This window comes from Rhizobacter sp. LjRoot28 (assembly GCF_964253025.1).
Classification (GTDB): domain Bacteria; phylum Pseudomonadota; class Gammaproteobacteria; order Burkholderiales; family Burkholderiaceae_C; genus Rhizobacter.
Genome location: NZ_CAXUQC020000001.1, coordinates 3,482,959 through 3,496,372, shown reverse-complemented (window position 1 = coordinate 3,496,372; position 13,414 = coordinate 3,482,959). Strand labels below are relative to the sequence as shown.

At 68.5% G+C, this 13,414-nt stretch carries 10 protein-coding genes and 1 pseudogene; 4 read left to right on the top strand and 7 right to left on the bottom strand.

The window, feature by feature from the left end; translation table 11 throughout:
• Window positions 1-4: 4 nt before the first annotated feature.
• From ACSQ2F_RS15985 to ACSQ2F_RS15965, 5 genes and pseudogenes are all read right to left on the bottom strand, one after another.
• Window positions 5-772 carry a DUF4198 domain-containing protein gene (locus tag ACSQ2F_RS15985; protein WP_436024542.1) on the bottom strand — a complete coding sequence of 256 codons (768 nt, stop codon included), beginning with the start codon at window positions 770-772 and terminating at the stop codon, window positions 5-7.
• 32 nt (window positions 773-804) lie between these two features.
• A complete protein-coding gene (locus ACSQ2F_RS15980) occupies window positions 805-3,297 on the bottom strand; it encodes a TonB-dependent siderophore receptor (protein ID WP_436024540.1) in 2,493 nt (830 codons plus the stop codon).
• 127 nt (window positions 3,298-3,424) lie between these two features.
• Entirely contained in the window at window positions 3,425-4,117 is a 693-nt protein-coding gene (locus ACSQ2F_RS15975; RefSeq protein ID WP_436026847.1) for a FecR domain-containing protein, read from the bottom strand.
• A 102-nt stretch (window positions 4,118-4,219) separates the two neighbouring features.
• A pseudogene (locus ACSQ2F_RS15970) lies at window positions 4,220-4,369 on the bottom strand (DUF4880 domain-containing protein); the annotation flags it as partial.
• Window positions 4,366-4,848, bottom strand: coding sequence for a sigma-70 family RNA polymerase sigma factor (locus ACSQ2F_RS15965; protein ID WP_436024538.1), 483 nt, complete (start codon window positions 4,846-4,848; stop codon window positions 4,366-4,368). The gene ACSQ2F_RS15965 and the pseudogene ACSQ2F_RS15970, both read right to left, overlap by 4 nt.
• Window positions 4,849-5,115: 267 nt before the next feature.
• Between ACSQ2F_RS15965 and ACSQ2F_RS15960 the strand changes: the two genes are divergently transcribed.
• The 3 genes from ACSQ2F_RS15960 (at window position 5,116) to ACSQ2F_RS15950 (ending at window position 10,177) form a co-directional block, all read left to right on the top strand.
• Window positions 5,116-6,918: a S8 family peptidase gene (locus ACSQ2F_RS15960; RefSeq protein WP_436024536.1), complete on the top strand. Its 1,803-nt coding sequence runs from the start codon at window positions 5,116-5,118 to the stop codon at window positions 6,916-6,918.
• A 263-nt stretch (window positions 6,919-7,181) separates the two neighbouring features.
• A complete protein-coding gene (locus ACSQ2F_RS15955; protein ID WP_436024534.1) occupies window positions 7,182-8,843 on the top strand; it encodes a carboxylesterase/lipase family protein in 1,662 nt (553 codons plus the stop codon).
• 101 nt (window positions 8,844-8,944) lie between these two features.
• Window positions 8,945-10,177 (top strand): poly(ethylene terephthalate) hydrolase family protein, encoded by a 1,233-nt coding sequence (locus ACSQ2F_RS15950; protein ID WP_436024532.1) that lies wholly within the window; start codon window positions 8,945-8,947, stop codon window positions 10,175-10,177.
• Between the two features lie 39 nt (window positions 10,178-10,216).
• On the opposite strand, the gene ACSQ2F_RS15945 is transcribed toward ACSQ2F_RS15950, so the two are convergent.
• On the bottom strand, window positions 10,217-11,077 hold the full coding sequence (locus ACSQ2F_RS15945) for an AraC family transcriptional regulator (RefSeq protein WP_436024530.1): 861 nt from the start codon (window positions 11,075-11,077) through the stop codon (window positions 10,217-10,219).
• A complete protein-coding gene (locus ACSQ2F_RS15940; RefSeq protein WP_436024528.1) occupies window positions 11,074-11,331 on the bottom strand; it encodes an oxidoreductase-like domain-containing protein in 258 nt (85 codons plus the stop codon). Before ACSQ2F_RS15940 ends, ACSQ2F_RS15945 begins: the two co-directional genes overlap by 4 nt.
• A 257-nt stretch (window positions 11,332-11,588) precedes the next feature.
• On the opposite strand from ACSQ2F_RS15940, the gene ACSQ2F_RS15935 reads away from it, so the two are divergent.
• Window positions 11,589-13,403 carry an ABC transporter ATP-binding protein gene (locus ACSQ2F_RS15935; protein ID WP_436024526.1) on the top strand — a complete coding sequence of 605 codons (1,815 nt, stop codon included), beginning with the start codon at window positions 11,589-11,591 and terminating at the stop codon, window positions 13,401-13,403.
• Window positions 13,404-13,414: the final 11 nt, after the last annotated feature.

Below are 13,414 nucleotides of genomic sequence, written 5' to 3'. Positions count from 1 at the left end.
CGCCTCACTTGCCCGACGTTGCGGCTGGTGTCGGAGGGAGTGCAGCCAGGCCACCCGCCTTGAGCACGCTGAGCGTGGTCACGTGGTGCACTCGATCGAAGCGCTGGGCCATGGCCCCCTCACTCGGAGACGAGGCTGCCAAGGGACGCTCGCCGGCGGTCCGGTCGATGTGGCTCGTCTCGAGGACGTACAACCCTTGCCATGGCAATGCAAAGCTGACCCGTCCTTCCGCGTCCGACTGCGCCTCCTGCGTCCATCCCGATCGCTCGGCAATCGTCACCTTGGTCTTGGACAGGGGCTGGCCGTTGTGCGTGACTTGGAACTCGCCGTCGCGGCCGGTCGGAACGATGTCGAGCGCGAGGCGCGGCACTTGCGCCGCAAAGCTCGTCGCGTATCGGGCGGCGGGGCGATACCAGGTGTGGACCTCGACGTCGCCTTGTCGGGACTTGTAGAACGGGTACCGGAGGTCTTGCACCACGAGGTTCTCGGCGGCGCCCAACGTGAACCGCTGGCCTTCCGCGACGCTGAGGCGAAATCCTGTGGCCTCCTTGATGACCCGGAGAGGCGTTTCTCCCTCGCTTCCGAGGAGCACGCCCGTAGGCGCCCCGAAGCGGTCGAGCAGGCCGGGAGACGCTTCCCGGAGGTTGTGCGCGTACTCGCCGAACCGGGCGATCGCCGCCTGGCCCGGCACCGATTCGATCCAGAGTTGGTGGGCAAAGGCGGTCGTTGCAGTGGCTGCCGTGGCGGCCAGTGTGAGCAATGTCTTGAACATGGTTCGGGCTCCGGAGCTGTGTATGAGCGGGCTCAGAACTTCACCCGCAGCGTCGCCATCGCATTGCGGGGGTCGCCGTAGTAGGTGCTGATCCCGGTGGGCGAGTACTTCTTGTAGTAAACCTTGTCGAACACGTTGTTCACGTTCAGCTGAAGGGCGTAGTGGTCGTTGATCTGATAGCCCAGCATCGCGTTGTAGATGGCATAGCCGGGGTGGCGGGCGGTCAGCCCCCCTGCGGTGGCGCTCGTCTCGCTCCGGATGTCGGCGCCGCCGCCCACCTTCCAGCCCTGGGCGACGCCGGGCAGGCGATAGGTCGTGAACAGGCGCAACTGTTGGCGTGGATCCTGGCTGCGCAAGGGTTTGCCGATGTTCGATGCGGACGCGTCGGCGATGTAGCGCGTTCGGGTATTGGTGTATCCGGCCATCACGTCCCACCCCGGCGTCACTTCGCCGCCCACTTCCATTTCCCAGCCCTGGCTGCGCGTTCTTCCACCTGCGACGTTGCAGTAGCCGTCCGGGTTGGTGGCCGATGGGACGCAGGCGTTCGGCGTCGCTGTATCGAGGAGTGCCTTGCCGACGTTGTCGATTCGGAACAGTGAGAGCGAGGCCGTCAACCGTCCCTGGAGAAACTCTCCCTTGATGCCAGCTTCGTAGTCCTCGCCCCGGATCGGTTCCAGGACGGCGCCATTCGCGCCTTGCGTGCTTTGCGGCGTGAAGATCTCCGTGTAGCTCCCGTATGCGCTCAGCTGCGGATTGATGTCGTAGACGAGGCCCACGTACGGCGTAACTTCACGCCCGATGTCGTAGTTGCCGGCGGGTCCGCTCGCCGCTTCGTACTCCCACCAGCTCAGACGGCCGCCGATCAACGCTGCCAGCGAATCCGTGAGCGAGACGCGGGCGGTGGCGAATGCGCCCTGCTGACGCGTGTAGCTCGGGCGGGTCGGCACACCGGTGTTCACGTAAGACACCTCCGGGTAGCTCGTGTAGGGGTCCCAGTCGCGAATGTCCACACCGTTCAGCGGACTCAGGTTGAAGATGCCCCAGCTTTCAGTGACCTTCGAGCGCACGTTCTCGACGCCCAGCACCAACTGGTGCTTGCGCCCGAAGAGTTCGACCGGACCGTCCGCGGTGGCGACCAGGGCACGCTGGTCGCTCGCGTTGCCCGTGTACACCGAGGTGGTGACGTTCATCAGGTACGGATTGGTGGCCCCGCTCGGGCGAGTGAAGTAGCTCTGTTTGAAACCACCCTCCTTGAGGCGGAGCTGGGTGTAGGCGCCGCTGAGCTTGGCCGTCCAGCCGTTGTCGAATCGGTGAGCGAGTTCCGTGAAGGCCTGGCGGTTGTAGCGATTCCATTGGTTCCAGGCGGCGCCGAGATAGGTTTCCCTCGGCAGATTGAGCGGTGACCCGTCGAAGTTGGCGGGCATGTTGCCCCAGGCGCCGGTGGCGTCGAGGTCGGTGTGCTGCAGGCTGGCCGTGAGCTGCGTACGGCTCGTGAGGTCCGCCTCGAACACGCCGTACAGCACCTTGCGGTCTTCGGAGCGTGCCTTCTGGAAAAACTCCTTCTCATCGGAGACGGCAACCAGGCGTCCGCGCAGGGTTCCTTCCGGATTCATGGGTCCGGAGACATCGCCTTCGATGCGGCGACGTTGCCATGAGCCGATGCCTGCGGATGCCGAGGTCTGCAGCTCGCGCGTCGGACGCTTACGCACCATGTTGACCGTAGCCGACGGCTGACCCGCTCCACGCAGCATGCCCGAGGCCCCGCGAAGCACCTCGACGCGGTCGAGCACGGCCGTGTCAGGCTGGATGAAGCTGGACCCGCTCTGGTTGATCGACAAGCCGTCGATCTGCAAGGAGTCGATCTGGTGGCCCCGCGAGAAGTAGGTGACGCGCTCGCTGTCGACATAGTCGACGGCCACGCCCGGGGTGTTCTGCAGCACGTCGTGCAGATCAGGCAGGGCGCGGTCTTCCAGAAACTGGCGCGTCAGCACCGTGACGGGCTGAGGAATGTCCTTGAGCGACTCGAGACCCCTGAAGACCGTGGCCTTGCGGGCGGCGAAGGCACCGGTGTTTTCCGTCTCCGCCGTGGCGCGCGTTCTGGAGGTGACCCGTACCGGGGGCAGGGTCGCTGCTGAATCGGTTAATTCCGCAGGCGCCGGCGCGAGCCTGTAGTTGCCGTCACCGTCCCTCAGCACTTGATACCCCGAACCGGCGAGCAGCGTGGCGAAACCGGTGTCGATGGTGTACGTGCCTTGCAATCCGGCCGATTGCCGCCCCCGGAGGGCCGTGGCGTCGAAGGACAGAACGACCCCGGCTGACCGGGCGAACTCCGTGAGCACGACGGCGAGCGGCGCGCCCGAGAGCGCGTAGTGGCGCGCGACCTGCCCGTCCTGCGCATGGGCGAGATTGGGAGCGAGAGGGCCGGTCAGCGCAAGGGCCGTACAGGCGAGGGCGGCGCGTGCCAGACGGGTTAGCGCAGCGGGACGGAGCGCGTGAACGGTGCGGCGGGCGGAGCGGGATGACATGGATGTTCCTCTGGACGACAGGCTGGATGAACGGCTTCAAGCGCTATGTCGAATGAGGAGGAGTCATCCTGCAAACGCGGTTCAAACTTTCTTCTTGCAAGGCATGACGCGGCCCTGGAAGAAGGCCTCAACGTGGCCCCACGGAGACCCACAGTCGCGTCCGGTAGGTCACCGTGACGGGAAAGCTCTTGGCAAGCGCGGTGAGTGCTCGATCGGTATCGTCGAGCGGAAAGGTGCCGGACACGCGGATTCCGGAGACGGCCGCTTCGCAGACGAGTCGGCCTGGCCGATAACGGGCGAGTTCCGACACCAGCGCGCCGAGCGGAGCGTCCACGACGGCCAGTGTTCCATCGGCCCAGCTTCCGGCGAACGCATCCAGAGGCATTGGCGCAGAGACCTCGTGTTCGGACAACTGCGCCTGCTCGCCGTGCCTCAACTCCCGAGGCCCGCCGGAGCGCGGTTGGAGTCTGACGGCCTTCTCATGTACGGCCACACGGGTGAGGCCCGGCACTGCCTGCACCGAGAATCGCGTGCCCAAGGCCAGAACTTGGCCTTCGCGTGTTTGCACACTGAAGGGACGCCCGTGCGGGTCAGGCTGTGTCGTCACGAGGATGCGGCCCGAATGAAGTCGCAAGGATCGGCCTTGCAAATCGAAAGCTTCGTCCAGGGCGGTGTCGGTGTCCATCGCGACGGAGGAGCCGTCCGGCAGCTGAAACTCGCGTCGCTCTCCGGCGCGCGTGCGGTGCTTCGCCTGCAGCGCCTGCCAGGGAACGGTTCGCCAGCTGGCCCAGCCCACCAAGCCTGACACGGCGAGCGGCACCAACGCGCGCAGCACCTGCCGGCGACGAGGCCGTGGGCCCAATGCCTGAAGGGCCAGCGGTGCAGGGAGGCGACTCAGTTGCGCGCTGACGGCAAGCACCTTGTCCCAGGCCCGCTGGTGGGCCGGGTCGGCAGCCCGCCAGGCGGACCAGGCGCGCTGGTCGGCGTCAGAAGCTGCGACGTCTCGCAAGCGGGTATGCCATGCGGCGGCTTCACTCAGTGCCCGCCGGTCGGGGTCGAGCGAAATGCTCATGCCGAACCGAGGCAGCAGTGCTCGAGTGCACGGGTGAGGTAGTTGCTCACCGTGCGAACCGAGATGCCCAGCTGCCCTGCGATTTCCGGGTAGTTCATGTCGCCGAACTGGGCCAGCAGGAACGCCTGCCTGACCTTGTCGGGCAAGCCGAGCAGCATGCGGTCCACGGCAACCAGCGTCTGTTGAACGATGACCTGGGCCTCGGCCGAGGGGGCAAGATCGCCGGGCTGGGCGGCGAGGTATTCCATATAGGCCTGCTCGAGCGAGCGCCGGCGAAAGAAGTCGGCCACCATCCCGCGCGCCATCGTGGCAAGGTAGCGCTGGGGCTCGCGGATCTCGTCGGCTCGCAGCGCCGAACCCATGATGCGGACGAAGACGTCGTGCGCCAGGTCGGCTGCATCGTCGCGGTTGCCGACCCGCTTGCGCAGCAGACCTTGCAGCCAAGGGTGGTGATCACGGTAGAGGGAATGAGCGTGCACAGCGGCATGACCCCGGTTGACGATGGCTAATGCGAATCGTTCCCATTCTCTCACAGTGAAGTCCGGATGGCGACCCTCGGACCTTGATGTATGGGAACCATCGCGGTCACACCCGTTAAGGAATGCGTCGCGCGATGGACCGGCGAAGGGAAAGCACCGCGTTGACGCCCTCGACCGATTGCGCGAGGCTGACAGCGCAACGCATGGACAAGCTCGGAGACACATCCGGGCGCGCTGCACATCCACAACACAGACAGGAGACAACCCATGACTGCGACCCCCTGGCGCCGCCGGCGCGCGCGTGCCGTTTACCTGCACACCCTCGCACATTCGCTTCTCACGTCGGCCGCGCTCGTTGCACCGGCCTTTGCGCAAGGCGGGGGCGTGGAACCCCCACCCACGGATCGCCTCATCGTCAAATACCGCGCGGTCGAGACCGGCGCGCAGGCGGGCGCTGCGACTCCGGACCGCCAGCGTCTGCATGCGCGGGCGCAGGAGGTGGCCCTCCGTTTGGGCCAGCGGCTTGAACACGTGCGGGTTGCAGCATTCGATGCCCACGTCCTGCGCCTCGAGCGCCGCCTGCCGCACAGCGAGGTGGCGCGGCTCGCCCGCGAGATCGCCGCGGCGGACCCCAGCGTCGAGTACGCCGAGCCGGACCGGATCCTCACGACACAAATGACGCCCAACGACACCCAGTACGGTCAGCAGTGGCAGTACTTCGAGGCCACGGGCGGCTTGAACCTGCCGCCGGCGTGGGACCTTGCCACGGGTGCGGGCGTGGTTGTCGCCGTCATCGACACCGGCTTCCGGCCGCACGCGGATCTCGCCGCGAACGTGCTGCCGGGCTACGACTTCATTCGCGACACCGCGATGGCCAACGATGGCAATGCCCGTGACAGCGACGCCCGCGATCCGGGCGACTGGTCGTCGTTCGGCGAATGCGGCTTCTTCTCGCCCTCCCGCAACAGCAGCTGGCACGGCACGCACGTGGCCGGGTCCATCGCCGCCGTGACGAACAACCGAAGTGGCGTGGCCGGCGTGGCGTTCGGCGCCAAGGTGCTGCCGGTGCGCGTGCTCGGTCAATGCGGTGGCTACACCTCGGACATTGCCGACGGCATCGTGTGGGCCGCGGGCGCCCCCGTGTCCGGCATGCCCGCCAACCCCACGCCGGCCAAGGTGCTCAACCTGTCGCTCGGCGGCGCAGGGGCCTGCGACACCACGTCGCAGAACGCGGTGAACGCGGCGCGCGGACGCGGCGCCGTGGTGGTCGTCGCCGCGGGCAACAGCAACACCAACGCATCGGGTTTCTCACCGGCCAGCTGTGCCGGCGTGATTGCCGTGGCGGCCACGAACCGCAATGGCGGTCGGGCGTCCTATTCCAACTTCGGCGCGGCGGTTTCGGTGGCCGCCCCCGGAGGCGACACGGCCTCGGGCGCGGCGAACGGCATCCTGTCCACCCTCAACGCCGGGAGCCGCGGGCCCGCGGGGGACAGCTTCGCGTACTACCAGGGCACGTCGATGGCAGCACCGCACGTCGCGGGCGTCGTCGCGCTGATGCTGTCGCGCAATCCGGCGCTCACGCCCGACGAGGTGGCGTCGCGGCTGAGGAGCACGGCGAGGCCGTTCCCGTCGAGCTGCAGCCAGTGCGGCGCCGGCATCGTGAATGCCGCTGCGGCCGTCAATGCGGCGGGCGGGGGCAGCACCGGGGAGCCGGCCGGAAACGAGATGGAGCCGAACGACGGCACGGCCTCCGCACGGGCCACCCGTGAAGGCGAAACCATCACCGGCACGATGGCCAGCCTGGGTGACAACGACTACTTCCGCGTGCCGATCAACCCCGGCAGCACGCTGGGCGCGAGGTTGACGCCCAACAGCACGTCCAACTACGACCTCCAGGTGTACAGCAGCGGCGGCGCGCTGCTGGCGAGCAGCACCAATGGCACCGGGCAGCTCGACAGCCTGGCCGTTCGCAACAGCGGCACCACGCAGGCGACGTACCTCATCCGCGTGCACTTCGTGAGCGGCGGGACCGGGAGCACGGGCGGAGGCTACAGCCTGGTGGTGGACTGATCCGTCGTCGGCCGGATGGCCCGACGATTCGGGCCGTCCGGTTCAGGGAAGTCCCTGTCGGTGTTTTCCCCTCGGCTCCTTCCGACCCGTGAGCGACCCGCCGGGCCGCTCGCACCGGGCGTCACGGAGGCTCCGGCGCTTTTCGCCTGCAACAAGCTTGCGCCGGTCGTCGCAAGAACGTGAAAGACCGGAGGCGGCCGGGTTCCTAGAGTCGCCGTGCGTCCGGTGGAGAGACACGGACCGCAGCCACCCTGGAGAACAACATGACGAAGCAATCCCTGGCCATGGCCGTGTCATTGGCGCTGGCCACCCTGATGGGCGGCTGTGGCGGAGACGACGACGCCACCGCCCCACCGGCTGCCGCGCCGACGGCGAGCACCCAACTCGGCGTGGTGGAGGGCAGCCTGTCGGCCTCCGGCACCATGAAGCAGTTCCTCGGCATTCCGTATGCGGCGCCTCCTGTCGGTGCTTTTCGCTGGAAAGCGCCGCAGCCGCCGGCCGCATGGACCGGCACCCGCGCCGCCAAGTCGTTCGGGCCCCATTGCCCGCAGCGCGATACCTCTCCGATGTCGGCCTACGGCGCCGCGGGCGGGCAGGAAGACTGCCTCTACCTCAATGTCTTCACGCCCACCTCGCCCGGACCGCACCCGGTGCTCGTGTGGATCCACGGCGGCGCCTTCCAGTACGGGCAAGGCAACGGCTACCTTCCCGCGCGCCTTGCCGCTCAAGGCGTGACCGTGGTGACGGTGAACTATCGCCTGGGCGCGCTGGGCTTTCTCTCGCACCCCGCCCTGGCCGACGAAGCGGGTCGCGCCGGCAACTACGGCGTCATGGACCAGACGCAGGCCCTCCGCTGGGTGAAAGCCAACATTGCCGCCTTCGGCGGCGACCCGGACCAGGTCACCATCGCGGGCCAGTCCGCTGGTGCGGCCAGCGTGCTCACGCAACTGAACACCTCCCATGCAGCCGGCCTGTTCCACAAGGCGATCCTCCAGAGCGGGCCGGTGACCGACCAGCCGACCGGCGCGGCGGCACAGGCCGGCGGCGCGGCGCTTGCGGAGACCGCATTCGCCTGCCCGAACGATGCCAACGCGGCCGCCTGCCTGCGGGCGCTGCCGCTTGCCAGCATCATCGACAAGCAGAGCGCCGCCACGTTCTCGGCCACCAATGCGCCGAACGTCGACGGCGAGTATCTGGTCCGGGGAAACCAGGCGGCTGTTGCGGAGGGGCGCATCGCGCAGGTCCCTGTCCTCATCGGCAACACCACCGACGAGTACACGTCCTTGCTTGCGGGCGAGGAGACGGCCATGAACAACGTCGGCGTGGCGCCCGGTTCTCCGGCGAGCGCACTCAGGCTGCCAGGCAGCGCGGGCTACATCAACCTGCTGGCCACCGATGCGGATCTGGCCGCCCGGTTCACGGCCACCTTCGGCGCGGCCGGGGCGAGCGTGGCGGCTCTCTATCCCGCAGCCGCCTACGGTGGACAGCGCCCGCTGGCGCTGTCGGCGGCGGTCACGGATTCGCTCTTTGCGTGCGGCACCCGCAAGGCCGCCCGGCAGATCGCCGCCACCGGCGTGCCGACCTACGTCTACGAGTTCAACGATCCGGACGCACCGATGGCGCTCCAGGCGCCCGTGAGCTTTCCGTTCCGGTCCTACCACGCGGCCGAGATCCAGTACCTGTTCGACCTGCCCAGCACGGCTCGCCTGAACGATGCCCAGAAGGCCCTGGCCGAGGACATGGTCGGCTACTGGTCGCGCTTCGTGAAGAGCCGGGTTGGCGATCCCAACGCCGCAGGAAGCAGCAACTGGCCCCGCTATGACGTCACGACCGAGCCGGTGCTGCAGTTGCGTCCCGCGGGCAGCACGGTGGTGAACGACTTCAAGGCGGCGCACAAGTGTGCCGTGTGGACCCCGGGGGTCTGACCCACGTCGGCCGGGCCCTCCCGCACCCTCCGCTGGCGACGAGGGTGCGCTGCGCCGTTCGCGGCGGTTTTCGCCATCGACCAAGCAAAAGGAGACTCGGCATGACTTTCATCTCGATGCGCAACAGCGCGCTCGGTGCGGCGCTGGTGCTGCTGGCCGCCGCGGCCAGCGCCCAGACCGTCGTGTTCCAGGAACGGTTCGACGGCGGCCTCGGCCAGTTCTCGGGCAGTGGCAGTGTGTACGTGAGCGACGCCAGCGCGCGGCTGGCGGGAGCTTTCGGCTCTGGCAAGGGCGCGATCACCTCCGCCCCGATCGACACGACGGGTGTGTCGCGCCTGTCGCTCACATTCTCCCGCAGCACCAGCGGCCTGGACCTCGGCGAGGCCGGTGTCGCGTCCGTGTCGATCAACGGCGGCGCGTTCACCACGCTCGAGTCCACGCGGTCGGCCTTCGGGCCCACCACCATCGCGCTCCCCGAGGCAGCGGCCAACCAGGCACAGATCCGCCTGCGCTTCGCCGTGTCCGGCAGCAGCGGCCTCGAGAGCTACACGGTCGACGACATCGTGCTGAGCGGGCAACGCGGCGACGAGCCGCCTCCGACCGGCGGCGGTACGCTGCCGCCCGTGAGCAGCGTGGACGCCGACGGGCCGTTTGCCACCAACGCGGCCACGAACACCGGTCCCGCGCGGGCGGGTTGGGTCGTGCACCCCGCCACGCTCGGCGCGAACGGCCTCAAGCACCCCGTCTTCATCTGGGGGCCTGGTGCAGGCACCGGACCGAGCAACTACGATTTCCACCTGCGGCGCATCGCGTCCCACGGCTTCATCGTCTACTCGGAAACCTCGACCAGCAGCGGCAGCGAGATGAAGGCCGCCATCGACTGGTTGATCGCCGAGAACGGCCGTCCGGCCAGTCCGTACTACCAGAAGATCGACACCGCTCGGATCGCGGCGGGCGGTCACTCGAGGGGTTCTGTGGGGACCTTCGCCATCGCGAGCGACCCACGCCTGAAGACCACCATCCATGTGGCGGGCGGCTCGTTCGACGGCCAAGGTTCGCGCAACCTGCGCAAGCCGGCGGCATACATCTGTGGCTCCGAGGACACCACCGCCACGCCGAACTGCCGCAACGACTACACCGCGACGACCACGCCCGTCTTCTTCACGGTGATCACCGGCGCGACTCACATCAACGCTGCGCGAGAAGGCCTGCCGGCCATCGTGGCCTGGCTGCGTTGGCATCTGGCCGACGAGACCGACCGTCGCGCCAGCTTCCTGGCGCCAGGCGGCGCGTTCACGACGGGCAAGTGGGTCTCGCAGCAGAAGAACTGGTGATCGGTCGAGGCGACGCGCGGACGTCGCCTGCCGGCCCGGTCAGGCCGGGCCGGCCTGACCGCGCAGCCATTCGCGCGGAGACGCGCCTTCGCGCAACGCGAAGGCGCGCGACAGTGCGGATGCGCTCTGGTAGCCCACATCACCGGCCACCTGCTTGAGCGGGTGGCCGGCCGCCAGGCGCTGGCGGGCGATCGACAGCCGCCACTGCGACAGGTACGCGGCAGGTGGCTCACCAACGGTCCGCTTGAACGCCAGAGCGAAGGCGCTTCGCGACATGGCGGCCTCACGGGCCAGTGCCGCAATCGTCCACGCTTGCGCCGGCTGCTCGTGCATGGCCGTCAGCGCCCGCGCAAGGCCAGGATGGGCGAGTCCCGCCAACAGGCCGTGATGAGGTCGGCGCGAGATGTCGCTGTCCAGCAGCCAGCGCAGCACCTGCACCAACACGACTTCGACCAGCCGGTCGGCCAGCAGCTGCTGGCCGGCGCGCACCGCGTCCGCCTCGTCGAAGAGCAGCTGCAAGCTCAGGTGCGCATTCCCGAAGGCCTGGAGCGGAACGCTCAGCAAGGGCGGAAGGCCCTGCACCAGCGGGTGCTGCGCGCCGCCTTCGAAGGCGATGGACGCACAGACGAGGTCCGCGGGGGCCGTTGCCGAGCAGATGAACTGGTGAGGCACCGGACGCGCGTAGAGCAGCAGCGTCGGCTCGGTGAGGTGCAGCCGCGCTGGCAGCCCATGCTCGCCGGCCGGGTGCACGATCTCCAGCGTGCCGGCGCGCAATACGTGGAGAAAGCCGACACCGGCGCCGGCACCGTAGTGGGGGCTGCCGCACAGCGGGCCTGCGTGGAACAGTCGTGCCCGCACCTTGAAGTGATCGAGGAGGGGAGCGAGGTGATCCAGGGTCATGGCGCCAAGTGCGACGGGTGAGCGCAAAGCCGGCCGCGGGCTTCGAGCAGGTCGAGAGCGTCGTCTTGCCAGTAGTTCGCCGCGGCATAGAAGCCTTCCCAGACGCACCCGTTGCAGCCCCGGCCGCAGCAGTTGTCCGGCTCGGGCGGAGCAGGGCGGAATGCTTGGCCGGCCGCACGCAATCGCGCGGCCACGTCGGCGAATACGTCGCGCGCCTGCGGCAGGCTGCAGATGAGCATGCGGGCGGCTGTCATGTCGCGGCGCGTTGGGGGCAGGCCGGCGAGGCAGCGGGGCAACGAGGCATCGGGCAACATCGGGATCAGTTCGGCCCCACGACTCTACAGGCAAGCGGCCCTGTCCCGGGAAGACGCCGCGGTTTCATGCCGCTCGAGTGCGTGCGGGTCGTGTCAGGCAGATTCGGACACGCGCCATGGCGCGGCCCTGACTGCCGAACCCGCGGGTGAACCCGTAGAGTGCAGGCGCTGGTCCTTCGACCGCCTCGCGAACCACCATGTCCCACGCCGCCGCGCAACTCATTCCAACGCCGCTCGCCACGCTTTACCGCCACGTCTGGGCGCATGCGCGTGGGGCGAGGCTTCGCTTCGTGGCGGCCCTCGGTCTGCTGGGCAGTTCGCAATTGCTCAAGCTGGGCTCGCCGTGGATTGCGGCGCAGGCCATCAACAGCATCCAGGTGGGTGGGCGCAAAGGCCTGCCGGCGGCGGGCGGCTGGATCGCCGCCATCGTCGCGCTCCAGGTGGGCATGTGGCTGCTGCATGGTCCCGCCCGGGTGATGGAGCGGTCCGTTGCGCTGCGCGTGCGCCGCGGCGTCGCCGATGCGCTGTACCAGCGACTGTGCCACGCGCCGCTCACCTGGCACGAACGCCACCATTCCGGGGACCTGCAGCATCGCGTTCACCAGGCCAGCACGGCGCTGGGCAGCTTCACGCAAAGCCAGTTCATCTACCTGCAGAACTTCATCAACATCGCCGGGCCCTTGGTGGCGTTGATGCTGCTGTCTCACATGACCGGCGCGCTGGCCCTGTGCGGCTTCGTCTTCACGGCCGTGATGATCGTCCGTTTCGACCGCGCACTGATGCGCCTGGCCGCACGCGAGAACCAGGCCGACCGGCGCTACGCCGCCCGGCTGCTCGACTTCGTCGGCAACATCTCGGCCGTGGCGAGCCTGCGCCTGCAGGAAGCCACTCGCCGCTTGCTGGACCACCGCATGCTGGCGATCTTCGAGCCGCTGCGCCGCTCCATCGTGCTGAACGAATGGAAGTGGTGCGCCGTCGACCTGATGATGCTCGGCCTCACCTGGGGGCTCGTGGTCGTCTACGCGATGTCGTCCACGCCGTCGGCCGCCGCTGCGGCGGGCGGCACGCTGATGATCGGCAGCCTCTTCATGGTCTACCAGTACGCCCAGCAGGCCTCAGGGGTGCTGGGCGCCATGGCGTCGAACTACCAGAACCTCGCGCGCACGCAGACCGACTTCGCCAGCGCGGATGTCATCCGCGACGCGCCCGAACCGCTCGAGCGCGGCCCGGCCTTGCCTCCGGACTGGAAGCGCATCGAACTGCATGGCCTCGGCTTCAGCCATGGACAAGCGGAGCGCGGCGGCATCCAGGGCATCCAGTTGCGCCTGGAGCGTGGTGAGCGGATCGCGCTGGTCGGGCCGAGCGGCTCCGGCAAGAGCACCTTGCTGCGTGTCATGGCGGGGCTATACGACGCCGACCGCGGTCACGTGGAAGTCGATGGGGTCGCGCAACTCGGCAGGCGCCACCTGGCGGATGTCGCGACGCTCATTCCGCAGGAAGCCGAGGTGTTCGAGGCCACCATGCGGGAGAACCTCGCCTTCGACGAAGAGGTGGCCGAAGCCGACCTGTCGCGCGCCATTCACATCAGCGCGCTCGATGGCGTGCTGGCCGACCTGCCTCGCGGCCTGGACACCCCGATGTCCGAGCGAGGATTCAACCTCTCGGGCGGACAACGCCAGCGGCTGGCGCTGGCCCGGGGCGTGCTGGCGGCCCGAGGCAGCTCGCTGCTGTTGCTGGACGAGCCGACCAGCGCACTGGACGCGCTGACCGAGCAACTCGTTCATGAGCGACTGGATGCCGCCTGCCCGGATGCGTGCATCGTCTCCGCCGTGCACCGCATGGCGTTGTTGCCGCACTTCGATCGCGTGGTTTTCATGGTCGAAGGCCGCATCGTCGACATCGGCACGCCGAACGAACTGGCTGCTCGCCAGCCGCTCTTTGCTGCCATGCGGCAGGGCGCCGCCACGGCGACGCCGGCTGACGGTGAACCGTTGACGGTCATCGCGGCCTGACGCGCGAGCGC